The organism is Sediminihabitans luteus (assembly GCF_002797595.1).
GTDB classification, from domain to species: domain Bacteria; phylum Actinomycetota; class Actinomycetes; order Actinomycetales; family Cellulomonadaceae; genus Paraoerskovia; species Paraoerskovia lutea.
On the sequence record NZ_PGFE01000001.1, the window covers coordinates 1,239,581 to 1,264,167 of the forward strand.

Genomic DNA, 24,587 nt, shown 5'->3' on the forward strand with positions numbered 1-24,587 from the left:
CCTGCTCGCGTCCGATCATGCCCGCGGCCCGGGCGACCGGCCACGCGAGGCGGCAACGGCGGCCTCAGGGCTGACGGCGCCCCACCGACCACGCGTCGGCGTCGTCGAGCCCGCCCTCGCCGACGCGGGTCAGCACGATCCGGTCGTGCAGCCGGTTGCGGCGTCCGGCCCACAGCTCGACCTCGGTGCAGGTGATGCGCCACCCGCCCCAGTGGTCGGGCAGGGGCACGTCGTCGGGCGACCCGGTGTCGGGGTGGCGCGCGGCGACGGCCGCGTAGGCGGCCTCGAGCTCGGCGCGCGAGGCCGTCGGGGCGGACTGGTGCGACGCCCACGCACTGATCCGCGACCCCCACGGGCGGCCCGCGAAGTACTCGGCGACCTCGCCGCGCCCGATCTCGACGGCACTCCCCCGGAACCGCACGGCACGGAACATCGACGGCCACGTGAGCGACGCCGCGACCGCCGCGTTCCCCCCGATCTCGCGGCCTTTGGCCGAGCGCAGGTCCGTGACGAACCCGGGCCCGCGCGCGTCCAGGAACCGCATGAGCACCGTGCGGACGTCGGGCGCCCCGGCCGCGTCGACCGTCGCGACCGACAGGGCGGTCGGCTCGGGCACGTCACCCTGCGCGGCCTGCCGGGCCTGCGCGGCGGCGACCCAGGCGCGCACCTGGGCGAGCGGCGTGGGCAGGAGGTCGGCCTCGTCGAGGCCGTCGCCGGTGTAGTCGGTGCGCAGGATCGGGCTGTCGGCCGGGCTCATGGCGTCAGCGTAGCCACGCGTGGTGTCGCGGCGGCCGTGGTGTCGCGCCGTCGTGCCGTCGCGGTCGGGGCGCACTCCTGGCAGCGTAGGCACGTCACGTCCGCGCCGTCCGGGAGCCCCCGGCCCGTGCCGGGCCGGCGCCGGGAAGGGAGACCCTGGTGGACTACGCGCTCATGGCGGTCGGCGGGGTGCTGTGCATCGTCGCGGTGACGGCGCTCGCGCCCCGCACGCGCGTCGCGGCACCGCTGATCCTCGTCGCGGTGGGGATCCTCGCGAGCCTCGTGCCGGGCATGCCCGTGGTCGACCTCGGCCCCGAGGTGATCCTCGCGGGGGTGCTGCCGCCGCTGCTGTACGCGACCGCGGTGTCGATGCCGACCATGGAGTTCCGCCGGGACTTCGCCGCGATCAGCGGGCTGTCCGTGGTGCTGGTGGTCGTGAGCTCGGTCGTGCTCGGGTTCCTGTTCTGGTGGCTCGTGCCCGGCATCCCGCTCGCGCTCGGCATCGCGCTCGGGGCCGTCGTGAGCCCGACCGACGCCGTCGCGACGCAGATCGTCAAGAGCCTCGGCGTCTCGCCGCGCATCGTCGCGGTGCTCGAGGGCGAGAGCCTGCTCAACGACGCGTCGGCGCTCGTGCTGCTGCGCTCGGCCGTCGCGGCCACGGCCGTGAGCGTGAGCCTCCTGGGCGTCGCGTGGGACTTCGTCGTCTCGGTCGTGATCGCCGCCGCGATCGGCCTCGTGGTCGGGGCGCTGAACCTGCGGGTGCGGCACGCGGTGCGCAACGACGCGGCGAGCACCGCGGTGTCGTTCGTCGCGCCGTACATCGCGTACCTGCCCGCCGAGCACCTGGGCGCGTCGGGCCTCGTCGCGGCCGTGACGGCGGGCATCGTCACGGGCAGGGGCGCGACGCGGTTCCTGCGGCCGCAGGACCGCATCGCGGAGCGCGCGAACTGGGGCACCGTCCAGCTCGTCCTCGAGGGCGCGGTGTTCCTGCTCGTCGGGTACGAGCTCATCGGCACCGTCGACGACGTGCGCGCGTCGGAGAGCAGCAGCTGGGCGGCCCTCGGGATCGGCCTGGTCGCCGCGGTCGCGATCGTCGCGCTGCGCGCCGGGTACGTCGCCAACCTGCTGTGGACGGCGCGCCGCCAGCGCCGCCGCGGCGAGGCCATCCGGGAGGGCCTGCCCGCGCTCAAGCAGCGGCTCGCGACGAGCGACGCCCCCGCCGAGCGCATCGAGCACGCCCGCCGCCGCGTGCGGCGCAAGGTCGCGGACATCGACTACCTCGCGGCCGTGCCGCTCGGCTGGCGCGAGGGCACCGTGCTCGTGTGGGCCGGGATGCGCGGCGCCGTCACCGTCGCGGCCGCGCAGACGCTCCCCCTCGACACCCCGCAGCGCCCGTACCTGTTGCTCATCGCGTTCGTCGTCGCGATCGGCACGCTGTTCGTCCAGGGCGGCACGCTGCCCTGGGTCGTGCGGCGCCTCGGGATCGGCGGTGGCACGTGGTCGGACGACGCGGAGCGCGGCGAGCTGGTCACGCTCATGCGCCGGGCCTCCTGGACCGTGCTCGAGGAGGCCGCCCGCGACGCGGGCTCGCGCTGGGACCCCCGGATCGTGGACCGCGTGCGCCGCAAGATCGACAAGCGGTCGGACGACGCGGACGACGCCCCGGCGGACGACGGCCCCGGGGACGGCACGGGCCCCGGCGACGACGCGAGCCCCGGCGACGACGCGAGCCCCGCAGACGACGCCCCCGCCGGCGCCCCGGGGACCGCCGTGGCCACGGGGTCGGGACCGGTGTCACGACCCGGCACGGGGTCGGACGGCGCGCGCGACCTCCGCCCGCCCTCGCCCGAGGCCGCGCAGGAGTACGCGACGCAGTACCGCACGCTGCGCCTGCGCGTGATCGAGGCGCAGCGCGCGGCCCTGCTCGACGCACGCTCGCTGGGGGTGTTCAGCTCGGCCGCGCTGCAGTCGGCGCTCGACGTGCTGGACGCCGACCAGATCAGCACCGAGATGCGCGGCTGACGTCAGGCCGCCACGGACGGGTCGAAGCGCGGCCGACGACGCCGCGCGTGCGCCGTCCGCCCTCCCCAGACCCCGAGCTCGCGCGGGTGCGCGAGCCCGAACGCCCCGCACGACGCGAGCGCCGGGCACCCCGCGCAGCGCTGCGCCGCGACCTCCTGCTCGACGGGGTCGTCCGAGGTCCAGATCGCGGTGCTCGTGACGCTCCCGGCGCGGCAGGGCACGCGACGTCCGGCGCCCTCGAGGGCGTCGAGGTGCTCGACGAGCGCGGCCAGGTCGCTGTCGCGGCGTCGGCTGGACTCTGTGGTCATGGTGCCTCCTCGCGTGGGTACACCTGGTGTTCGGTCGCGAACGGCCGCACGGATGCATGATGGGAGCCGGAGGTGGTCGCGATGACGGACGAACGGTCGGTGCGGGCGGTCGTGCACGGCGAGGTGCAGGGCGTCGGGTTCCGGTGGGCGGCGCGCGAGCGGCTCGCGGGGCTCGGGATCGACGGCGAGGCGGTCAACCACGGAGACGGCACGGTGCACGTCGAGGCGCGTGGCCCGCGGCCGGCGGTCGACGCGTTCGTGACGTGGCTGCACGGCGGAGGCACGCCCGGCCGGGTCGAGCGCGTCGACGTGCGGGACGAGTGAGCGCGGTCAGACTGGCAGCATGAGGATCACCCGACAGATCACCGTCCTCGACGCCCCGGACCTGCCCGCCGAGAGCCGCTTCTGGGCGGGCCTGCTGGGCGGCACCGTCGCGGCCGAGGACGACTGGCACACCGTGCTCGTGGACGGCTCGCCGCGCATCGCGTTCCAGCTCGCGCCCGACCTCGTGCCGCCGGACTGGCCCGACGGCGCGCCGCAGCAGGCGCACGTCGACCTGTACGTCGACGACCCGGCCGCCGCGCACGACGAGGCGCTCGCGCTCGGTGCCCGCCTGCTCCAGGCCGCCGACACCTCGACCCCGCGCGGGTTCCAGGTGTACGCCGACCCGGCGGGCCACCCGTTCTGCCTCTGCTGGGGCTGAGCGCGGGCGTCGGACGGCGCGGGTGCGTCGGGCGCGGGGGTCTGACGGCGCGGGGTGCGTCCGATGTCGAGGGTGCGGCCGGCGCGGGGGTCAGTCGTCGGACGACGGGCGTTCCAGGTGCGCGTGCTCCCCGTCCCGGCTGAGGATCACGAGGATCTCGACCGGGTCGCCGAGCGCGCCGAACGCGTGCGGCGTCATGGTCGAGAACTCGGCCGAGCTGCCCTCCTCGACGACGAGCGTGCGGTCGCCGAGACGCAGCACCGCGGTGCCGGAGAGCACCGTGAACCAGTCGCGCCCGGGGTGCACGCCGAGTCCGGCCGACCCGGCGGGCGGCGGCGGTGCGGTGATGCGCATCCGGGCGACCGTGAGCCCCCAGGGCCCCTGCTCGCTCGCGAGGGTCCAGACGGTCGTGCCGCGGGCCTCGTGCCGGTGCGGTCGGATCACGACCGCGTCGTCCGCCGCCTCGACGAGCTGGTCGAGCGTCGTGCCGAGCGCGCGGGCCAGCGGGACGAGCTGGTCGAGGGCGATGCGCCGGTGGCCGGTCTCGATGCGGCTGAGCGTCGACGGGCTCAGGTCGCAGCGCGCGGCGAGCGCGTCGAGCGACCACCCGCGGGCGACGCGCAGGGCGCGGATGCGGTGCCGGACGAGGGCGTCATGGTCGACGGGGTCGTGCTCTCCGTGGACCCTGCCGACCGGGTCGCGCTGCGGCTGCTCGGGAGTCGGTGCGGATTCTTGCGCCATGCGCAAGAGTCTATGCCTCAGAGGCAGAATCCGTCCTAGGCTGGACCCATGACGCACTCCGAGAGCCACGAGAACCCCGGGTCGGCCCACGCCCACGCCCACGCCGACAGCCACAACCACAGCCACAACCACAGCCACAGCCACAGCCACAGCCACAGCCACGATGGCGCCGATCACCATCACGCCGCCCATGACGACACCGCCCACGACGACGCAGACCTCGCCGAGCTCCTCGACCTCGACGCGGTCGTGCTGGCCGACCTCCTCGACCAGCACACCGCCTGGGCCCTCGACCTGCGCGCGGGCGCTGCGACCCGCCGCGTGCTCGACCTCGGCGCGGGCACCGGGACCGGCACCCTCGCCCTCGCGCACCGGTTCCCGCGCGCCGAGGTGACCGCCGTCGACGCGTCGCCGCAGATGCTCGCCCGCACGCGCGCCCGCGCCTTCGCGGACGGCGTCGCCGACCGCGTCCGCACCGTGGCCTACGACCTCGACACGGTCGCGGACGACGGCCGCTGGCCCCGCGACGACGCGTTCACCGGCCCGTTCGACCTCGTGTGGGCGTCGATGTCGATGCACCACCTCGCCGACCCGGCGGCGGGGTTCCGGCGCCTGCACGACGTCGTGGCTCCCGACGGGCTGCTCGTCGTGGTCGAGATGGACGCCCGCCCGACGTTCCTGCCCGACGACCCCGGGGTCGGCCGCCCCGGCCTCGAGGCGCGGCTGCAGGCTCTGGTCACGGTCGCGCACGGCGACATGGACGCGCACCCCGACTGGACCCCGACCCTCGCCGCGACGGGGTGGCACGAGACCGCGCGCCGCACCGCGACCCCGGATGCGTCGTCCGCCACCCAGCCCGCGCTCGCGCGCTACGCGCACGCGAACCTCGCCCGGACCGCGGCCGCGGTGGGTGACGCGCTCGACCCGGACGACCGCGCCGCACTCGCGACGCTGCTCGGGGACGGGCCGCTCGGCGTCGCGCAGCGCGACGACCTCCTGGTGCGCGGCACCCGCACGGCGTGGGCCGCCCGGCGCAGCGGCTGAGCCGGCGACCCCGGTCGCGGACCCCGACCCCCGGCCATACGTTGCTCCTGCAGGCACCCGACTCGAGAACGAGGAGCAACCCGATGGACCAGAAGGACGCCGGCGCGCACATCCGCCGCCAGCAGCAGGAGATCCGGGACCGGCTCCCGTTCGACGACGTGCGCGACGTCGAGGCCGCCGACCGCGGGTTCCTCGGCGCGCTCGAGCCGGGGGTCGTGCACGACGCCGCGGGGAACGTCGTGTGGGACGCCGACACGTACGCCTTCCTCGACGGCGACGCGCCCGACACGGTCAACCCGAGCCTGTGGCGCCAGTCGCAGCTCGTCGCCCGCCAGGGCCTGTACGAGGTCGTCGAGGGCATCTACCAGGTGCGCGGGCTCGACCTGTCGAACGTGTCGTTCCTCGAGTCCGACACGGGCGTCGTGGTCGTCGACCCGCTCATCTCCGCCGAGACCGCCGCCGCGGCGCTCGCCCTGTACCGCGAGCACCGCGGCGACCGCCCCGTGGTCGGCGTGATCTTCTCGCACAGCCACATCGACCACTTCGGCGGTGTGCTCGGCGTCGTCGACCCCGCGGACGTCGCCGCCGGGAAGGTCACCGTCGTCGCGCCCGAGGAGTTCGTCGAGCACTCCGTCGCCGAGAACGTCTACGCGGGCACCGCGATGGGCCGCCGCGCCGGGTACATGTACGGCGCGGCGCTCGCCCGCGGACCGCGCGGCCAGGTCGGTGCCGGGCTCGGCCAGACCACGTCGACCGGTGCCCCCGGGATCGTCGACCCGAACCTCACGGTGCGCGAGACCGGCGAGGTGCACACGATCGACGGCCTCGAGATCGAGTTCCAGATGGCCCCCGGCACCGAGGCCCCCGCCGAGATGCACTTCGTGCTGCCGCGCTACCGCGCGCTGTGCATGGCCGAGAACGCGACGCACACGCTCCACAACCTGCTCACGCTGCGCGGCGCCCTCGTGCGCGACCCCCACGTGTGGTCGCAGTACCTGACCGAGGCGATCGACCGCTACGCCGACGGCGTCGACGTCGTGTTCGCGTCGCACCACTGGCCGACGTGGGGCAACGACGAGCTGCGCGAGTACCTCGGCCTCCAGCGCGACCTGTACGCCTACCTGCACGACCAGACCCTGCGCATGCTCAACCAGGGTATGACCGGCACAGAGATCGCCGAGGAGATCACGCTCCCGCCCGCGCTCGAGAACGCCTGGCACGCGCGCGGCTACTACGGCTCCGTGAGCCACAACGTCAAGGCCATCTACCAGCGGTACATGGGCTGGTTCGACGGCAACCCCGCACGGCTGTGGCCGCACCCGCCCAAGCCGCTCTCCGAGCGGTACGTCAAGGCCATCGGCGGGATCGACCGGGTCGTCGAGGTCGCGCAGGAGGCCTTCGACGAGGGCGACCTGCGGTGGGCCGCGACCCTGCTCGACCACGCGGTCTTCGCGGACAAGGATCACGCGGGCGCCCGCGAGCTCTACGCCGACACGCTCGAGCAGCTCGCCTACGGCGCCGAGAACGGCACGTGGCGCAACTTCTACCTCTCGGGCGCGACCGAGCTGCGCGTCGCGAACTTCGGCACCCCCTTGCGGAGCGACGCCCCCGAGATCGTCGCGCGGCTCAGCCCCACCCAGCTGCTCGACTCGATCGCGATCTCGGTCGACGGGCCGCGCGCGTGGGACCTCGACCTGGTCTTCGACCTGACGTTCACCGACATCGACCGGAACCACCGCGTCACGCTCCGCAACGGCGTGCTCGTGCACCGCGAGCGCACGCCCGACGCCGCGAGCGCCCAGGCGACCGTCAGCGTGACCAAGACGCGCCTGCTCGCGCTGCTCGGGGGCGACACGACGTCGCCCGGCGTCGACGTCGACGGCGACCAGGGCGTGCTCGGCGCGCTGCTCGGGGTGCTCGTGCAGGGCGACCCCGACTTCGCGATCGTCGAGCCCTGAGGGCTGGGCGGCACCGTCGCGGGCGGCCTTCCCCCTGAGGGTGCCACCCGTGCCGGTGCCGCCCGTGCACACGTGATCCCGTGGCGGGGATCCCCGTGGGACGCGAGGCCCGACCGGGCGCGGGGACGTTAGGCTCACCGCCGTGAAGGTCACCGCTCCCGACAGCCGTGAGTACGTCGTCCGCCGCCGTGTGTGGCCGTGGCGGCGCAAGGTCCGCACCCCCGAAGGGATGGACCTGCCGTCGTTCGACTTCGGCGACCTCGACGAGTTCGGGATCCTCGGCACGATCCTGCTCGTGATCGGGCTGATCCTCGCCGTCCCCGTGATCGTCGTGCTCGTGATCATGCTCAGCGAGATGCTCCTGCTGCTGCTCCTGCTGCCGCTCGTGTGGATCGGCCGCGTCGCGTTCCGGCGCCCGTGGCCCGTCGACGTGTCGCTCGACGGCACGGTCGTGCACCGCGAGAAGGTCGTCGGCTGGCGGGCCAGCGGCGCCCGGGCGCGCGTGCTCGCCCTCGCGCTCGCGAAGGGCTCGCACCTCGGCCAGGCGCGCTGAACCGCTGGCCCACAGAATCGCCGCGCCTCTGAACCGCTGAGTCTCTGAACCGCTGAGTCTCTGAGCCCCTGAACCGCTGAAGCCGTCAGGCGAGCAGCCGCTCCTGCAGCCCCTCGGCCTCGGCGTCCGTGAGGCCGTGCGCCCGGAGGTAGCCGAGCACGCTCCCGTGCTGCTCCTCGACCTCGGCGAGCACCCGGTCGAGCCCCACGGGGTCGGTGCCGCCGAGCAGCTCGACGAGCGCGGGCGTGAGCTCGGCACCCGCGGCCCGCACCGCCGCCGACGTGCGCTCCATCCACGGGCCGTCGAGGTTGTCGCTCGAGAGCGCGTAGTCGGCGAGCACCGCCTCGCGGTCGGCCCCGACCGCGAGCAGCAGGAGCGCCGTCGCGACCCCGGTGCGGTCCTTGCCCGCCGTGCAGTGCACCAGCACGCCCTCGGGCGCGGTCTCGACGACGAGGCGCGCGACCTGCACGAACTGCTCGCCCGCACCCTGCAGCAGGTCGCGGTAGACGCCCTCGAGCGTCGGCATGGTCGCGAGCTGCTGCACGGCCCCCTCGAGCATGGGCATCGGGTGCAGCCGCGGGTGCGGGGCGTCGGGCGCCCAGCCCGGTGAGGCCAGCACCTCGGTCGAGCTGCGCATGTCGACGACCGCGCCGATGCTGCTCGCCGCGAGCTGCGCGCGCCCGGCGGGCGTGAGCGCCGCGAGCGAGTCCGCGCGGTACAGCACCCCGGGACGGATCGTGCGGTCGCCCGCCGGGATGCCGCCCACGTCGCGCAGGTTCGCGAGCCCGTCGAGCAGGAACGTGCCGGTCATGCGTGCCTCCGTCCGGGCGCGCCCGTCGCGCCGGGACCCACCCTAGGCGCGACGAGCGCGACGAGCCTGACGACCCGCAGCCGTCAGCGCGTGCTCAGCACCTCGCCCACGAACCGTGTGGACCGCTCGACCAGGCCCGCGACGCGCCGCTCGCGGATCACGTCGCGCACGGCCTCGACGTCGCTGCCGGCCTCGGCGCGCGTGGGGGTGCGCCGCACGTTGCGCGAGCACCCGAAGTCGGTGCAGATGAGCGTCCCGATCGTGTTGCCGCGCTTGCCCGACGCGCCCCCGCGACGCGCGACGTACAGCGAGACGTCGTCGGTCACGACCACGTCCTCGCACCACGCGCACACGGCCTTGCGGCGCGCCCGACCGGTCTTGGCGTCGTCGGAGCGCAGCATCACGGCGACGGCCTCGCCGTCGATCTCGAGCACGACGTACGACGCGAGCGGCGCCTTGCGGTCGTGCCACCCGAGGTACTCGATGTTCTCCCAGTCGACCTCGTCGAGGTCGGGGAGGGTGGCCTGGTTGGCCTCACGGCGCGACGCGTTCACGAAGGCGGCGCGGATCTGCTTGTCGTCCAGGGGGTTCATGGTTCTCGGCTTCCGGTGCAGGACGGCGCGGCCGCGGTGTGGTGGGCCGTGCCAGGGTCGGGGTAGGGCTGAGCCCCGCGACCGTCGTCCGACACCCCGAGGGGGTCAGCGGGTCGCGGCGACGGGGCGGGGCGCTGGTGTGCAGGCCCGCCGGGCCACCACCGTTCCCGTGCCGATCGATCGCACAGCTGCTCCTTGGTCCGTGCCGCACCGGTGTGCGACCTCACCACGCTACGCCTCGACCCCCGCGGGCGTCACGTCCGGGCCCCTTCCCGGGCCTCGGACAGGGCCTGTTCGTGACTCTCGCGACCCGCTACTCTCCGGCGCATGACGCCTGCCGAGTACCTCGAGTCCGCCGCCACCCGCCTGACCGACGCCGGGTGCGAGGTCACCCACGAGGCCGTGGGCCCCGTGGATGCGCTCGTGGGCTACCAGCGCACGTTCGCGCTGCCCGCGATGAGCCGCATCCACGTCGTGACCGCGATGGCGCACCTCGACCCGACGCCCGAGAACATCGCCGCGTGGACGCGCGACGTCTCGCAGTTCTCGCGCGGGCGCACGGGAGCGCTGCGGGGCGCGCAGTCCGGGATCGGGGCGTTCGCGGTCGTCGTCGCCGACCAGGTCACGCCCGAGGCCGTCGCCGCCGCGCAGGTCAAGCCCAAGGTCGAGTTCGCGGTGCGCACGCAGCGTGTGCTCGTCGACCTCTCGACGGGCGAGATCCACACGTTCCGCGGGCGGCTGCTGTTCGGCTTCGCGCTCAACGGGACCCTGCGGCGCGCGTTCGACGCGCACGTGCTCGTTCCCGCCTGAGCCGCACGCGACCCTGCACCGCACCGCACCGCACCGCATCCTGCGAACGTCACGTTCCGGCCCCCTCCCGGGCCCGCGAGCGGGCCAGGACGTGACGCTCGCGGGTTCGGGGGGCGCTGTGGGTCAGCCGAGCGCGACCACGACGCCCTGCACGCCCCGCAGGACGCCGCGCGTCCCGACCTCGACCGCCTCGGCAGCCCGGGCCGGGGTCACCGACGCGTCGTCCGACGGCTGGTCCGCCGCCGCGGCCGACCCGCGCGAGCTCGCGCCCGACCACACGACCGCGGTGACGTTGTCCGTCGGCTCGAGCACCTGCGCGCCGAGCATCAGGAACGGCACGCCGAGGTTCTGCGCCGAGACCACGTCGACCTCGTCGACCAACGCGTCGCCCGGCACGACGACGATCGCGTCCGTCGCGTCGTCCGCGACGGCCTGCAGGTCGTCGAACGAGCGGACGACGACGGGTCGCGTCGTCGCGTCGTGGGCCGCGGCCCAGTCGTCGACCGCGTCGGCGAGCACCGACGTCGCCGCGTCGGGCGCAGCCGGGAGCGCGACGACGAGCTCGAGGCCCGCCGCTACCCCGCCCGCAGGTGCTGCCCCGGCGAGTTTGTCGACGTCGGACGGCGCGAGCGTCGCCCCGGGGACGGGCGCGGCCGGTCCGGGGTCGGGCTGGGCCGGGTCCGCGAGGGTGCTCTCGACGGTGCCGGGGCGCGCGGGGTCAAACGCGACGGGACTCGTGCCCGCGCCGCACCCCGCGAGGGCGAGGCCGAGCACGAGCGCTCCCCCGGCCGTCGCCCACCGGTTCGCGGGCTTCACGATCTGACCGCGACGCCGTGCTCGGCGGTATCGCTCGACCCAGTGACGTCCGGGACAGTGACGTCCGGGACAGGACCGCCCTGGTCGGCAGGGTTCGCGTCGGCAGGGTTCGCGTCGTCGGTCGCGTCGGTGGCGCGCAGCGCGGCGACCGCCTCCTCGACCGCGGCGGCCACGCGAGCCTCCTCGGCGGCGCCCCGGAGCCGGCGCCGACGTCGCGCGAGCAGCAGCGCACCCACGGCACCACCCACGAGCAGCAGCACCGTCCACGGCACCGCCCAGCCGGACGCGGTCGCGACGACGTCCGCGACACGCGCGCCGTCAGACCCAGCGCCGGCGGACCCAGCGCCGTCAGACCCAGCGCCCACGGAGCCAGCGCCCTCGGACCCCGGCAAGGTCGGGTCGAGCGTCACCGTCGCACCGAGCCGCACGAGCGGCCACGCGCCCGCGACCTCGACGCGCACGGGCCACGACTCCCCGGGCAGCAGCTCGGGCACGTCCGCGGCCTCGGCCTGCACGCTCGCGAGCCCCCACGGTCCGCCGACGCGCACGTCCTGCCCCGCCGCGAGCCGCGCGTTGCCCGTGTTCCGCACCGTGTAGGTGACCGTCGCGACGCCGGGCGCGAACGGGTTGACCGTGCCGTCGTACGTCACGGCGAGGTCCTCGACCGCGAGCGCTGGGGTCAGCGCGCCCGAGACGCGCAGGTGGATGCGCACCCCGAGCCGGCGGTCGACGCTCACGCCCGCGGCGTCGGTGCTGCCCAGCGACGTGACGACCGCGCCCGCGTAGTCGCCGGGCTGCGCGTCGTCCGGCACGGTGAGCGCGAAGTCCACCTGGAGGGACTCGCCCGGCTCGATCGTGACGTGGTCCGTCGCGGCCGTGAACCAGGCCGCGAGGCCGACGGGGTCGACGTCGGGCCCGGCCACGTCGAGCTGGCCCGCGGCGGTCGTGAAGCCGTCGGCGCCGTAGAGGTCGAGGTCGAGAGGGGTGTCGTCGTGGTTGGTCACGACGACCGCGTCGGTCACGCTCTCGCCCGGGTCGAGCTCGTGGGTGTAGTTCTGCCGGTCGGCGCCGAGGTCGCCGGACGCCGTCCGCACGCCCCAGGTCACGTGGGTGGCCGTCGCGTCAGGGTCCGTCGCGTCAGGGTCCGTCGCAGCAACGACCGTCGCGTCAACCTCCGTCGCGGCAAGGTCACTCGCAGGGGCAGGGACGGCGGACGCGGGGCCCGGGGCGACGAGCACGAGCAGGACGCCCGCGATCGCGGCCACGAGGGCGGCGCGCGGCGTCCTGACGAGCGCCGTCCCGACGTGCGGCATCCGGAGGTGCGGCATCCGGAGGTGCGGCATCCAGAGGTGCGGCATCCGGACGGATGGTGGGCGGTGGTGCGGGGCGGGCATGGGTGAACCTCTTCGTCGGACCGGGCGGCACGGGTCGGCGCCGGGCGGCGCTGGGCCGCCCGACGCCGCCCCGCGTCGCCGGGATGTGCGGCGGCCGGGGGGTGCTCCCGCCCCGGCCGCCGGCGGGTCAGCTCAGCGCGGTGAGCGTGAGCGTCGCCTGGTAGGTGCCGTCGGTGACGTCGACCGGGATGCGCAGGTCGAGGTCGGCGCCCAGCAGGGCGGTGCCGAGCGCGTGGCCGACGCCCGCGGAGCCGAGCGTCGACGACGTCGACAGGCCCGGCCCGCCACCCCCGAACCCGGAGGCGACCGTGGCGCCGGCGCTCGCGCCGCCACCCGCCTGGACGAGGGTCGGGGCCCAGCCGAGGTACCGACCGGAGAACGTCCCGCCGTCCGACGCGAAGTCGGAGACCTGCGCCGAGACGGACCACACCGGGCCGGCGGTGCGCGTGTCGGTCACGCGGATCGGGTTGATCGAGCCGGTCGCGGCCCAGTGGTCGCCCTGCGCCGTGGCGGTGCCGAGGTCGACGAGGTCGTTCGACCCGTCGACGTTCCACACGAGCTCGCCCGGGTCGGTGCTGCCCTCGGGCACGGTCACCTGGAGGCGCTGCTCGTCGTCGGCGACCGGGGTGGCGTCGTCGGCGCGGTGCAGCGTGATCTCGTCGACGACCGAGTTGACGGGACGCTCGCCGTCCTTGGCCTCGCTGCGCAGCGTGGTGATCGAGATCGCGTCGTCCGTGATCTCGACCGCCGAGTAGTTGCGCACGTTCTCCTGGTTGATGACCGACGCGAACGGCGCGTCGGGCGCCTTGACCGCGTAGTACTTGGAGCCGCTCGCCGAGTTCGCGGTCACGTACAGGACCTCGCCCTCGTCGGCCGTGACGTCGGCCTGGCCGGGCACCTCGGCCGCGTCCGCGACCTCGCCGTCCTTGATCAGGTAGCTGCGCGTGTAGCTGTGGTCGTGGCCCATGAGCACGACGTCGAACCCGAGGTCCGAGATCGTCGCGGGCATCGACGCGCGGCGGGCCTTGATGTCGGAGTCGTCGGTGTGCGCGGCGACCGAGTAGATCGAGTGGTGGAACGCGAGGACCTTCCAGCGCGCCTCGTCACCGTGCTCGGCGACGACCTTCTCCATGAACGCGTTGTGCGCGGCGTCGTCGCGCGAGTTGGAGTTGATGTTGACGAACAGCACGTCCTTGTAGATGAACCAGTAGTCGCCGCCCGAGGACGTCGCGGTGCCGGCACCGGCCGTCGGGTCGTCGTTCGGCACGTTGAAGTGCTGCTCGTACGCCTTGGAGCCGACGTCGTGGTTGCCGTTGGTCGGGACGAACGGGATCTCGCGCAGCTGCGACGGCGCGAGGAACGCGTCGTACTGGCTCTCGGAGCCCGCGCTGTTGACCTGGTCGCCCGCGGAGAACAGCATCTCGGCGTCCGGGTAGGTGGCCTGCGCGACGTCGAGCGTGTCTGCCCACCCCGCGCCGTCCGCGGCCGTGTTGCCCGACGCACCGATCTGCGGGTCCCCGAAGAACAGGAACTCGAGGTCGCCGTCGAAGTCCTGCGTGCGGAACGTCGACGTCGGCGACCACGAGCCGGGCGTGCCGACGCGGTACGAGTACGCGGTGTTCTCCTGCAGGCCCGTGAACGTGGCCTTGCGGTCGAACTCGCCGCTCGTCGTCGGGCCGCCGGTGGCGTCGACCGTGACGGCCGCGGCGGGGAACTTCCCGTCGACGAGGTCGGCGGTGCGTGCGACCTGCGCGACCTGCGGCACGTCGGTGCCGGTGTACCAGGAGACGTTGCGCTGCGACTCGTCGGCGCCGATGCCGAGCACGACGTCCGAGACCGTGACGGGGGTGTCGACGTGCACGGGCGCGAGGTCCTTGACATCGAGGTAGACGTCGCTGCTCGTCGCGCGGTCCTGGTAGAGCGCGATCGCGATCGTGTTCTCGCCGGCGACGAGCGCGTCCGCCGGGACGGTGAACGTCGAGGTCAGCGGGTCGCCGTTCGCGTCGCCCGCGTACATGAGGTTGCGCTGGGCCTCGGGCGCGGCCTCGACGAGGTCGTCGACGAAGCCTGCGACCTTGGTGCCGTTGACGAACACCTGGACGGCGTCGTCGTACGTCACGGTGCCCGTGAGGGCGCTGATCTCGGCGAGGTTGTCGGCCGGGACGTCGAACGCCGACCGGAAGTGGAACGTGCGCACGTCGGTCGTCGTGCCGGGCAGGTACTGCGTGAGCAGCGTGCCCACCGGGAACCCGGTGCCGAGGCCCGTGGGCAGGCCGCGCTTGGCGCCGAACGGCCCGGCCGCCGTCTTCCAGGTCGTGTCGTCGAAGTCGCCCTCGGTCCACCCGAGGCGGTCCGCGGCGCCGGCCGCAGGGTCGGTGTCGTCGTCCGAGTAGTGCCAGGTCGTGCCCGCCCCGAGGTACGACGCGGGCAGGTCCGCGGCGCTGGCCGTGGTGGCTGCGAACGTCACCGCACCCGCGACGAGCACGAGGCCCAGCGTCGCGGCCGTGGGACGGACCAGGCGGCGCCGCAGGGGCGTCGCTCCGTGATTCATGGGGTGCTCTCTTCCGTTCACTCCGGTGGGCACCGGTCAGTGCCGCCGCGATCGTCGCCGGGGCGACCGAACGCGTGGTGAACGGGGTGGGGCGTGCGGGGGGCGCGCAGGTGCCGGTTGCGCGGGGCACCTGCCCGTGCGCGCCCTCCTCGTGCGCGGGCGTCACGTCCTGGCCCTCTCCCTGGGCCGCGAACGGGCCGGAACGTGACGCTCGCGCGAGCCGGTCAGAGGCGGTCGGCGACGTACTCGTACCAGGACAGCCCCGAGTCCTCGATCGCGTGCAGCACCTCGGTGTCGAGCACCGCCACCCCGGAGGTCGCGCCCGTGCCCAGCGCGGTGTCGTCGTCCGGCACCTCGACCGTGAGCACGACGCCCTCGAGCGTCTCGGTCTGCGGGGCGTCCGGGTCGGCCGGGGTCACGACGACGTACACGCACGACCGCGCGATCATCGTGCCCGCCTCGGCGTCCGACCAGATCTCGTGCGGCTGCTCGGGCTCGATCCCCGCGTCCTCGCAGGGCGTGACCTCGACCGACGCGGAGGGCTGGACGCTCGTCGCCTCGACGAGCGCGACCATCTGCGCCTTCGCGGCGTCCGTCATCACCTCCGAGCCGTCGCCCGACGTGAAGGCCTCGACCACCTCGTCCGGGCTCGCCCCACGATGGTCGAGCACCCGGACCTCGCCCCCGGCGCGCAGGGTCGTGGGGGCGGACGCCGCGTACGCCGTCGCGACGACCTCCGCGGAGAGGTCCGGGGTGGCCTCGAACCACCCCGGCAGGCTGGTGTCGAGCGCGGTGAAGCGGGGCCCCGAGGACGACGCGGGGGACGCTTCGGCGTCCGACGAGCACCCCGCCAGGAGTGCACCGGCCAGCACGAGCGGACCGACCCGCACCCCGACGTCCCGGACCACGACCGACGAACTGCGCACGACGACTCCCCCTTCGGGCCGCGCCCCTGCGCGGCGGTGGCAGAAGCGTCCCACAGGGCGCCGCGCGCGCACATGCACACGCGCGAACGTCACGTTCGGGCCCTCTCCCGGGCAGGCGAGCGGGCCGGAACGTGACGCTCGCCCGGACAGCGGCGCCGCGCAGGCTCAGGCGAGCGGCAGCACCAGGCGCGTGACGTTCGCGGCCGGGTCGCCGTCGGGGCTCGGCTCGGTCACGTAGACCTCCCAGAAGTCGCCGCGCACCGCCTGGTCGCGCTCGGAGCGCCACGCCTCGAGCCGACCCCACGCCTCCCCGAGCCCGTCGTACGGGCCCACGTACGTCGCGACCGCGCACGGTCCGCCCGCGACCTCGAAGACCTCGACGCCGTCGCCCAGGGCACCCGGCTCGACGCCCTCGACCGCGAAGCCCGCGGCGACGTCGACCACGTCGGACGGCATGCTCGCGTACCAGCCGTACGCGGGACCTGCGGGGCCGAGTCCGCGCGCCCCGAGCGCGTGCGCGACCGCGCCGTACGCGGCGTCGTAGAACGCGGGAAGCTCCGCGAACGGGACCGTGGCGCGTCGCGCCGCCAGCAGCAGGGTGGGCTCGTCCATGACCTCGACGGTCAGCTCGTTCGTCATGCGTCGAGCCTACGAGCCGCCGCGCTCCGGCGCCCGGCCGACGGGCTGTGCGGCCCGCAGCAGCGCGAGCGCGGCGTCGGCGGTGCTGCGGGCGAGGTCCTCGTCGAGCCCGCCGGGCCCGGGCAGCAGGGCGCGGGTCAGGATCGGCCCGACGAGCACGTCGCACACGAACGGCAGGTCGTGCGGCGGCCCGATCTCTCCGCGCGCGACGGCCCGGTCGACCACCCGCACGACCCGCACCCGCCGCGGGCCCATGAACCCCTCGCCGTACAGGCGCGCGACGTCCAGGTCCGTGCGCACCGACTCGAGGATGCCCGGCAGGTTCCGGTGCAGCAGCGGGTCCGAGAACATGAGCACCTCACCGCGCTGGAGCTCGAGCACGTCGCCGGCGAGCGACCCCGTGTCCGGGGTGGGCTCGTTGCCGTACCGCGACGAGATGACGGCGAACGCGAGGTGCGCGACGTTCGGGAAGCGGCGGTAGAACGCCGGACGCGTCGTGCCGATCTCGCTGCACAGACTCTCCACGGTGAGCCGCGAGTAGCCGTCGGTGCGCATGACTCGCTCGCCCACGCGCAGCAGCGCGTCGGTGATCGCAGGGTCCTGGGGCCGCCCCGGCGGCGACGACGACATGCTGGTGACGCTACCAACGGCACCTGCGCGTCCCCTGCGGCACGCCCGGCACCGCGGCCGCGTCCACCCGTCGGATATTCGATCCACCTCTGTGCGTAATCCGGTAGGCTCGGCCGAAGTTCCGGGGAGACTCGCGAATCGCACGGCGCGGTCCTGGACGCCGCAGGGGGGCATCCAGGGCGGCGTCCCCCACCCGCGCATCGTGCGCCGGCACGATCAGTCCGCGGCCTCCGCGAGCGTGAGCCAGCGCTCCTCGAGCACGTACCCGAGCCGTTCGTTCATCCGCACGCTCGCGGCGTTGACCTGCGCACCGCCCGTACCGAGCACGCGCACGCCCTCGGCGGCGAGCGCGAGCACCGACGCGGCCTTGACCGCGGTCGCGAGACCGTCGCGCCGGTGGTCGGGATGCACCGACGTGAACTCGGTCTCGGCGCGCTCTCCCTCGCGTCGGACGCCGGTCACCGCGGTCAGCGCCGGGACCGGCCTCGGCGCGGACGACGTCCACCGGGCATCCTCCGCACCGGGACCGTCGGGACGGGCGCCCGAACCCCCGCCGTGGGCCGCGCGGGCGCCGAAGAACCGCACGCCGTCGCGCACGAGCGCGGCGACGTCGTCCGCGCCCAGGAGGGTGTGCGGGGTCGCAGGGGTCTGCGGGTAGTCGGGGTGGGTGAGCGCCTCGAGCGCGGCGACCTCGTCGGGCACGTCGTCACCCGTGAGCTCCTCGACGACGACGCCCGCGGCCACGGCACGGGCGAGTGCGGCACGCGCGGGGTCGAGGTCGGCGTCGGACCGGAGGCGCAGTCGCGCACCCCAGGACTCGGCGACCACGACCCAGCCGTCGGCGAGGAGGCTCGGGACGCGGGGGTCGGTCGACGGCAGGACGATCGGTGCGGTGGCCACCGCACCATCATCGCGCGAGCAACGCGCAGGGCCGGCGACGTCCCGTGGCGCGTGGGCGCACCGTCCGCGCCCCCGGGGCCACGGGGCCACGGGGCCACGGACGTCAGGCCGCGCGCGCCGTCGGCCCGAACCGCAGGAACGCGACCGCGACCACGATCCCCGCGACGAGGAACACGACCCACGGCCACGTGCCCGCCGGGCCGGGCGACGCGGCGGCGGTGTACAGCAGGCCGCCGACGGTGCTGCCCACGATCCCGCCGAGCGCCTGCGCGAGGCCGAGGGCCCCGAAGTAGGAGGCCACGGCCCCGCCGTCGGCGAGGTCGGAGACGACCGCGTTCATGACGGGCTGCGAGAGCATCTGCCCGACCGTGAAGACCAGGACGCCGACGAGCAGCCCCGCGACCGAGTCCCACAGGCCCATCGTCGCGACGCCCGCCCCGAGCGCGAGCCCGCCGAGCGCGAGGATCCGGTGCGGCTCGAGGTGGCGCGACGCGAACCCCGTCAGCGGCAGCATCACGACGACCATGAACACCGCGGCGGCCGTGTACACGAGGCCGACGCCGACCGATCCGGGCAGCACCGCGGCCGCCCGCACGGGCACCACGAGGTACAGCTGGGACACGAGGAACCACAGCATCGCGGCCCGGGCGCAGAACCGGACGAACGTGCGGTCGCGCAGCGCGGCCCCGAGCCGCGCCCGCTCGACGCCCGGCGGGGCGAGGTCGCCCGGCAGCCCGACGACCGTGACGACGAACGCCCCGACGAACAGCGCGGCCGAGCCGAACGCGACCCACCGGAAGTCGACGCCGGCGAGCAGGCCGCCGACCATGGGCCCGACCACGAACCCGAGGTTCGAGAACAGCTCACGGGTCGAGTACACGCGCACCGAGTCGTGCCCGGCCGCGAGCGCCGTGTACGCGGCGTAGCTCGCCGGGTGGAACAGTGCGCCGCCGAGCCCGGCGAGCACGGAGCCGAGCACGAGCCACGGGACGCTCACGCCCGAGCCGAGCACCGCGAACCCGGCGGCGCGCACGAGCACGCCGCCCGCGATGGCCCGCCGGTAGCCGATCCTGTCGGCGACCCACCCGGACAACGGCATGACGCCGTTCTGCGCGGCCGACCGCAGGGCTGCGAGCGCCCCGACGACCGCCACGGTGAGCCCGAGGTCCTGCAGAAAGTGGTAGGCGAGCAGGGGCACGAGCATGTAGAACCCGACCGCCATCGTGAGCGTGTCGGCGTACAGCACCCACAGCGCGCCACGCCCCGGCGGCCTGCCGCGCGCCGTCACCCGGCGGTGCTCGCCCTCGGCCACGCGCGCAGCGCGAGGTCGAGCGGCAGGGACATCAGGAAGAACGGTGCGAGGGTCGGCAGGGCGACGCACGTCGCGGCGACGAGCCCGCCGAGCGCGAGCGTCCCGACGACGCGCAGCGGCCGGCGTGCCGCGAGCCCGGCGGCGCCGCGCAACCACGTGCGGACGTCGCCGTCCGGGTCGCCCGCCACGGCGACGGGCACCAGCAGCAGGACGAGCGCGACGACGCACACGACGGGCACGGTCGCGCCGCCGAGCACCACGGCCGCACCGGCCGACGGCGTCGAGAGCTGCGCCACGAGGAACAGCACGTCCACGGTCAGCAGGACCAGCGCGACGCCGACGAGTACGCCCGTGCGCCACGTGCGCCGCCACGTCGCGCGCAGCTCGCGCACGACGTTCGTCGCGACCGCGTCGTCCCCGTCGTCCTGCCACCGGGCGAGCGCACGGGCGAGGGCGACCGCGGCGGGGAACGCCGTCACGAGGGGTACCGCGACCAGGAACGCGACGACCCCGGCGAGCGCCAGGTTCGCGGGGTAGCCCAGGACCCGCAGGGCCGTGCCCTCCCAGCCCCCGCCCCGGCGCTCGCGCGGCCTCGCCGCCACGGCCGACCTCACGCCCGCGCGCCCGAGACGGCGGCCGTCACGACGCGACCGGCGAAGCCCGGTCCCGTCGTGCGACCGTCGACGTCGTCCTCGACGGGCTCGAGGCTCAGCTCGACCTCCTCGGTCGTGCCGCCGCGCGTGATGCGCACGACGACCCCGCCGTCGGTCTCGTGCGTCGTGATCTCCGCCGGATCGAGGTCGTCCCACGCCCGCGGCTCGAGCACCGTCAGGAAGCGCGTGGTGCTCGTCGGGGCGCTCGTGCGCCGGATCGTGTGCTGGACCTTCTCGATCGCGAGGCTCGGCGTCGACGACGTCGGGTTGGCGTGCACCGGGGTCGGGTGCACCAGGACGTCGTCCACGTCGTCGAGCGCGGTCACGCGCATCGACCCGCTGCCGGCCTCCGCGAGCCACCGGCCCGCCCCGTCCGGCCGCGCCGGGTTCTCGGTCTGCAGCAGCCACGTCCACGCGCGCGGCGAGGTCGCTCGCAGGTCGTCGAGCACGACGAGCGACCCGCCCGGGGTCAGCACCACGTGCCGGCGCGCCCGCGTGACGCCCAGGTCGCGGTCGTACATCGCGGACGTCTCGCTGACCGCGTGCACCCAGCCGTCCGCGAGGGTCGTGGTCACCACGTGCGCCTCGTACTCGTGCGCCAGGTTCTCGAACACGTGGTAGCGGTCCTCGTTGACGAACCCGTGCCCGTCGACCAGCACCGCGTTGTGGTGCTCGGTCCGCTTGCGCGACGAGTACCCCTCGTCGAGCGCCAGGTACGCGCCGTGCCCGAGCAGCACGAACGTGCCCGCGTCCGGGTGATGGTGCCCCGCGTTCAGGGTCGTCCACCCCGTCTCGCGCGCGATCCGGTGCGACGTCTCCCAGGCCTTGTGCCCACCGCCCGGCGACGCCTTGAACGACACCATGACCGCGTCCGCCTCCCAGGACGTGCGCCCCACGACCAGCCCGAGGTCAGCGAAGTACCGGCTCGTCGGGAGCTCCTGCGGGCCCTGCGACGGGGCCGTCGGGTCGAACCACAGCAGCTCCTGGTACGCCTCGGCCCGCACGCCCGGCCGCACGCCGCTCTCGTACGCCTCGCGCCAGAAGAACTCCCCCGCGACCTTGTCGGCCAACCACTGGCACTGCGGGATCCGGTACTCCGACGCGAGCTTGTAGTACATCGCGACCGGGTGGCCGCTGCGCCGGTCGTGGCAGTCCCCGTGGTCGACGATCCGTTCCATGTCGGGCGCCGCCTGGTACAGCCGGTACCAGAACGTCTCCCGCAGGTAGTCGCTCGTCGCGAACCAGTCGATCCCCTCCTGCGCCTTGAGCACGTCGAGGTACGACACGAGCCACGGCACCCCGTACCGCCAGTACACGACGCCCTCGTTGTTCGACCCGTCCTCGGGCAGCATCTCGAGGACCGTGCGGAAGTTCCCCTTGGCCCGCTCCGTCCAGCCCCGCGCCGCCGGGTGCTCCGCCTGCACCGCGTAGCCCGCCGTCGCGAGCCCCGCGTAGCAGATCCAGTTGTGGTTCTGCCAGTACGACGACGACCACCAGCCGCCCTCGGACTCGACCGCGAACTCGTACAGCCGCGTGCCCTGCAGCACGAGCTTGTCGCGCAGCGCCGCCCGCTCGTCCGCCTCGAGCGCGTCGCCCGCCCACGAGTACGCCAGCCCCAGACCGTGCAGCAACCAGCCCGCGTCGAGGTCGTGGTCGGGCATGTTCGCCCGGCCCCAGTGCGGGAACGACACCGCGGTCGCGACCCAGCGGCGCAGCTCGTCCAGGTAGTGCTGCTGCCCCGTCAGCCGGTGCGCCAGCGCCAGGTTCGCCGACGCCGCACCGATGTACGTGATCGACGCGAGCGGGTGCTCCTCGGGCAGCGCGATCGTGCGGTACCGCTCGCACTCGTCGAGCAGACGCCGGAACTGCGGCGCGCGCACGTCGTGCACCTCGGCACGCAGCGTGTCCTCGCGGTCGGCGATGAGCAGGGGGTCGGTCATGGTGCCACCTCGATCGTGGTGACCCCGTCAGGGGTCGTCAGCCGGAACGTCGCGCCGCCCTCGGGCGCGACGGAGATCTGCACGGCCCGCGGCGGGCGCGGACCGTGGTGGTACAGCGACGCCAGGACGACGCGCGACCCGCGGGCCGCCCAGTCGACCACGGTCCGCGCCGCCGCCGGGTCGTGCGACGGACCACGGCCCGGCGCCGCGACCATCGCCGCCGCGACCGACGCCCCGTGGAACCCGTGCAGCGTCGCGCCGTCCGCGGCCGTCCAGGTGGTCTCGGCACCCTCGCCCACCACCCGCACCGCCAGGTCGACCGCCGGACGCAGCCCCAGCGTCACGTCCCGCTCCTCGTCGCAGTCCACCGCGACCACGTCGAGCAGGCACCCCGGAGCCAGCCGCAGCGTCCGCCGCAGCCGCACCCCCGGGCGCACCTCGGCGCTCGCGGTCACGTGCCCCGCGCGCGCGTCCCAGCGCTCGACGCGGCCCGTGGTCTCGACCTGGTCGAGCCCGTCCACGCGCACCGTGGGGTGCGCGAGCGTGCGCGCGTAGTACCCGTGCCGCAGCGGGCTCGCGTACGGCGGGACGCCGGGCGCGGGCTGCCACGCGGCCGCCCCGTAGAGGTACACCGCGAGCTTGTCGAGGTGCCCGTGCGAGCCGCCGTGCGGCCCCGCGTCGAGCACCGCCTGGAACGTGTCGTCCTCGTCGCGCAGGACGGCGTACCCGACCTCCTCGAAGAGCACGCTGCCCCGGGCCGGGGCGGGCGAGGCCACCGGCCCGCCGGGGAACCAGCCGTCGAGCAGCCGCTCGAGACCGTCGTCGTCGGCGCCGAGGCGCTCGCGCGCGAAGCGCTCGACCGCGTCGAGGCCCGGGTCCGTCACGAACCCGCGGGCGAGCGCCGCGATCTCGAGGACCTCCCGGTGCATGGGCGCCCGGTCGTACGGTCCGTCGTGCAGCGCGGGCAGGCGGCCGTCCGGGGCCGCGACCTCGGCCAGCACGCGCACCATCGCCGCGATCCGGCGGGCGGGCTCGGCGGGCAGGGCCGACGGGTCGGCACCGCGCAGCGCGAGCAGGTACGCCCGCAGGACGAACAGGTGATAGTACGTCGAACCCTCCCACTCCCACCCGTCGTCGCCGACCGCGAGGCCGACGTGCCGCAGCACGCGCGACCACCAGGTCTGGACGACCCCGGGGGACGCGCCGAGGGCCTGCGCGACGAGCGCGCCCGCGGCGCCGAGCCACGCGGTGTAGTTGTTGCGCTCGTCGTCGCGGTCGTGCACGAGGATCGTGTAGGCCTCGTCGAGGGTGGTCAGGAGGTCGGCGAGCATCGACGTGACGCCATCGACGTTCTCGCGGCCCAGGACGAGCACGGCGTCGGCGATCTGCACGGCCCACTGCGCCTCGGTCAGCGCCTGCGCGAACAGCCGGCCGCGGAGCATCCACGGCTCGGCGGCGTCGTTCCAGCCCGGGCCGACGGCCTGCGCGTAGACCGCGGCGTAGTCGGCGAGGAGCTTGAGCGCGTGCTCGCGGTCCGCGGTCGAGCCGGTCGCGGCCGCCCGCCGGGCGAGCAGCCGCACCTGCCGGGCGCACGCCTGGTGCTCGAGCACCACGCGCGCCGCGTCGTACCGCGGCCCCACGACGGCGCAGCCCCGGGCGCACCGGTGCGCGCCGCCGTCGGGTCCGACGAGCTCGGTGCCGTGGGTCGGGCAGACGTAGTCGTGCCACCACCCGCCGAGCGCGGTGGGGACGTCGGTCATCGGAAGTTCAGCCCGCCGTTGACGTCCATGACCTGCCCCGTGAGGTACCCCGCGGCGTCCGACGCGAGGAAGGTCGTGACCGCGGCGACGTCGTCCACGGTCCCGGCCCGCCCGAGCGGGATGCCCGCGACGATGCCGGCCTGCGCCTCGCGCGGCGTGAAGGTGTCGTGGAACGGGGTGTCGCCGATGAACCCCGGCGCGAGCGCGTTCACGGTCACGCCGTCGCCCGCGAGCTCCTTGGCGAGCCCGCGCGTGAACCCGACGACGCCCGCCTTGGCCGCGGCGTACGCGACCGAGCCCGCGCCGCCGCCGTTCTCGGCGGCGAGCGACGCCATCGTGACGACGCGGCCCGCGGGGCTCGCGACCAGGTGCGGGATCGCCGCACGCGTGACGTAGAACGCGCTCGAGACGTTGACGCCCCAGACCTTGGCCCAGTGCTCGTCCGACATCTCGGCGATCGTCGCACGGCCGACCAGGTGGCCGGCGTTGTTGACGACGACGTCGAGGCCACCGAGCTCGGCGACCGCCAGGTCGACCACGCGGGTCGCGGCCGAGGCCTCGGTCAGGTCGCCCTGGACGGCGACCGCGCGGCGTCCGAGGCCGCGGATCTTGTCGACGACGGACTCGGCCGCGTCGACGCTGTGCGCGTAGTGGACGGCCACGTCGGCGCCCGCCTCGGCGAGGGCGATCGCGATGCCGGCGCCGATGCCGTGCCCACCGCCCGTGACGAGTGCGCGGCGTCCGTTGAGATCCTGCTGCATGGTTCC

General features: G+C 75.0%; 24 protein-coding genes. 7 read left to right on the forward strand and 17 right to left on the reverse strand.

The features are described 5' to 3' along the window. Window positions 1-64: 64 nt before the first annotated feature. On the reverse strand, window positions 65-757 hold the full coding sequence (gene pdxH / locus CLV28_RS05810; protein WP_100422452.1) for a pyridoxamine 5'-phosphate oxidase: 693 nt from the start codon (window positions 755-757) through the stop codon (window positions 65-67). 158 nt (window positions 758-915) lie between these two features. Between pdxH and CLV28_RS05815 the strand changes: the two genes are divergently transcribed. Continuing rightward, complete coding sequence (locus tag CLV28_RS05815; RefSeq protein ID WP_100422226.1) at window positions 916-2,778, forward strand: cation:proton antiporter; 1,863 nt, start codon at window positions 916-918, stop codon at window positions 2,776-2,778. Between the two features lie 2 nt (window positions 2,779-2,780). Here the strand turns inward: CLV28_RS05815 and CLV28_RS05820 are convergent, their stop codons facing one another. Next, entirely contained in the window at window positions 2,781-3,086 is a 306-nt protein-coding gene (locus tag CLV28_RS05820; protein WP_100422227.1) for a WhiB family transcriptional regulator, read from the reverse strand. Between the two features lie 81 nt (window positions 3,087-3,167). On the opposite strand from CLV28_RS05820, the gene CLV28_RS05825 reads away from it, so the two are divergent. Continuing rightward, window positions 3,168-3,410, forward strand: a complete 243-nt coding sequence (locus CLV28_RS05825) for an acylphosphatase (RefSeq protein ID WP_100422453.1) — start codon at window positions 3,168-3,170, stop codon at window positions 3,408-3,410. 19 nt (window positions 3,411-3,429) lie between these two features. Then, window positions 3,430-3,789, forward strand: a complete 360-nt coding sequence (locus tag CLV28_RS05830; protein ID WP_100422228.1) for a VOC family protein — start codon at window positions 3,430-3,432, stop codon at window positions 3,787-3,789. A 90-nt stretch (window positions 3,790-3,879) separates the two neighbouring features. Here the strand turns inward: CLV28_RS05830 and CLV28_RS05835 are convergent, their stop codons facing one another. Next, entirely contained in the window at window positions 3,880-4,530 is a 651-nt protein-coding gene (locus CLV28_RS05835; RefSeq protein WP_100422229.1) for a helix-turn-helix transcriptional regulator, read from the reverse strand. A gap of 48 nt (window positions 4,531-4,578) precedes the next feature. Here CLV28_RS05835 and CLV28_RS05840 point away from each other — a divergent pair, with 48 nt between their 5' ends. The 3 genes from CLV28_RS05840 (at window position 4,579) to CLV28_RS05850 (ending at window position 8,085) form a co-directional block, all read left to right on the forward strand. Continuing rightward, on the forward strand, window positions 4,579-5,574 hold the full coding sequence (locus tag CLV28_RS05840) for a class I SAM-dependent methyltransferase (RefSeq protein ID WP_100422230.1): 996 nt from the start codon (window positions 4,579-4,581) through the stop codon (window positions 5,572-5,574). Window positions 5,575-5,657: 83 nt separating this feature from the next. Continuing rightward, entirely contained in the window at window positions 5,658-7,532 is a 1,875-nt protein-coding gene (locus CLV28_RS05845) for an alkyl/aryl-sulfatase (protein ID WP_100422231.1), read from the forward strand. A 142-nt stretch (window positions 7,533-7,674) separates the two neighbouring features. Next, window positions 7,675-8,085 (forward strand): hypothetical protein, encoded by a 411-nt coding sequence (locus CLV28_RS05850; RefSeq protein ID WP_100422232.1) that lies wholly within the window; start codon window positions 7,675-7,677, stop codon window positions 8,083-8,085. An 85-nt stretch (window positions 8,086-8,170) separates the two neighbouring features. Here the strand turns inward: CLV28_RS05850 and CLV28_RS05855 are convergent, their stop codons facing one another. Together CLV28_RS05855 and CLV28_RS05860 are read right to left on the reverse strand one after the other, a co-directional pair. Continuing rightward, window positions 8,171-8,896 carry a tyrosine-protein phosphatase gene (locus tag CLV28_RS05855; protein WP_100422233.1) on the reverse strand — a complete coding sequence of 242 codons (726 nt, stop codon included), beginning with the start codon at window positions 8,894-8,896 and terminating at the stop codon, window positions 8,171-8,173. 83 nt (window positions 8,897-8,979) lie between these two features. Next, a complete protein-coding gene (locus CLV28_RS05860; RefSeq protein WP_100422234.1) occupies window positions 8,980-9,489 on the reverse strand; it encodes an FBP domain-containing protein in 510 nt (169 codons plus the stop codon). Window positions 9,490-9,816: 327 nt separating this feature from the next. On the opposite strand from CLV28_RS05860, the gene CLV28_RS05865 reads away from it, so the two are divergent. Continuing rightward, window positions 9,817-10,299: a hypothetical protein gene (locus CLV28_RS05865; protein WP_100422235.1), complete on the forward strand. Its 483-nt coding sequence runs from the start codon at window positions 9,817-9,819 to the stop codon at window positions 10,297-10,299. Window positions 10,300-10,422: 123 nt separating this feature from the next. On the opposite strand, the gene CLV28_RS05870 is transcribed toward CLV28_RS05865, so the two are convergent. The 12 genes from CLV28_RS05870 to CLV28_RS05930 form a co-directional block, all read right to left on the reverse strand. Continuing rightward, complete coding sequence (locus tag CLV28_RS05870) at window positions 10,423-11,115, reverse strand: hypothetical protein (protein ID WP_100422236.1); 693 nt, start codon at window positions 11,113-11,115, stop codon at window positions 10,423-10,425. Further along, entirely contained in the window at window positions 11,112-12,473 is a 1,362-nt protein-coding gene (locus tag CLV28_RS05875; RefSeq protein ID WP_203968207.1) for a DUF916 domain-containing protein, read from the reverse strand. The genes CLV28_RS05870 and CLV28_RS05875 overlap by 4 nt, the downstream gene beginning before the upstream one ends. Before the next feature lie 163 nt (window positions 12,474-12,636). Beyond that, complete coding sequence (locus CLV28_RS05880) at window positions 12,637-15,060, reverse strand: purple acid phosphatase family protein (RefSeq protein ID WP_203968206.1); 2,424 nt, start codon at window positions 15,058-15,060, stop codon at window positions 12,637-12,639. A 224-nt stretch (window positions 15,061-15,284) separates the two neighbouring features. After that, the gene (locus tag CLV28_RS05890) at window positions 15,285-15,986 is read right to left on the reverse strand and encodes a YbhB/YbcL family Raf kinase inhibitor-like protein (RefSeq protein ID WP_157802525.1); all 702 of its coding nucleotides are present in this window, start codon (window positions 15,984-15,986) and stop codon (window positions 15,285-15,287) included. Window positions 15,987-16,151: 165 nt separating this feature from the next. Beyond that, entirely contained in the window at window positions 16,152-16,625 is a 474-nt protein-coding gene (locus CLV28_RS05895; RefSeq protein WP_239073286.1) for a GyrI-like domain-containing protein, read from the reverse strand. Between the two features lie 9 nt (window positions 16,626-16,634). Further along, window positions 16,635-17,255, reverse strand: coding sequence for a TetR/AcrR family transcriptional regulator (locus CLV28_RS05900; RefSeq protein WP_170062622.1), 621 nt, complete (start codon window positions 17,253-17,255; stop codon window positions 16,635-16,637). A 216-nt stretch (window positions 17,256-17,471) separates the two neighbouring features. Continuing rightward, window positions 17,472-18,155, reverse strand: coding sequence for a GNAT family protein (locus CLV28_RS05905; protein ID WP_100422240.1), 684 nt, complete (start codon window positions 18,153-18,155; stop codon window positions 17,472-17,474). Window positions 18,156-18,258: 103 nt separating this feature from the next. After that, complete coding sequence (locus CLV28_RS05910; RefSeq protein ID WP_100422241.1) at window positions 18,259-19,467, reverse strand: MFS transporter; 1,209 nt, start codon at window positions 19,465-19,467, stop codon at window positions 18,259-18,261. Then, the gene (locus CLV28_RS05915; protein ID WP_100422242.1) at window positions 19,440-20,069 is read right to left on the reverse strand and encodes a DUF624 domain-containing protein; all 630 of its coding nucleotides are present in this window, start codon (window positions 20,067-20,069) and stop codon (window positions 19,440-19,442) included. Before CLV28_RS05915 ends, CLV28_RS05910 begins: the two co-directional genes overlap by 28 nt. A gap of 8 nt (window positions 20,070-20,077) precedes the next feature. Further along, window positions 20,078-22,060 (reverse strand): DUF4962 domain-containing protein, encoded by a 1,983-nt coding sequence (locus CLV28_RS05920; protein WP_100422243.1) that lies wholly within the window; start codon window positions 22,058-22,060, stop codon window positions 20,078-20,080. Continuing rightward, window positions 22,057-23,820 (reverse strand): heparinase II/III domain-containing protein, encoded by a 1,764-nt coding sequence (locus tag CLV28_RS16195; RefSeq protein ID WP_100422244.1) that lies wholly within the window; start codon window positions 23,818-23,820, stop codon window positions 22,057-22,059. Before CLV28_RS16195 ends, CLV28_RS05920 begins: the two co-directional genes overlap by 4 nt. Beyond that, window positions 23,817-24,581, reverse strand: coding sequence for an SDR family NAD(P)-dependent oxidoreductase (locus tag CLV28_RS05930; RefSeq protein WP_100422245.1), 765 nt, complete (start codon window positions 24,579-24,581; stop codon window positions 23,817-23,819). The genes CLV28_RS16195 and CLV28_RS05930 overlap by 4 nt, the downstream gene beginning before the upstream one ends. Window positions 24,582-24,587: the final 6 nt, after the last annotated feature.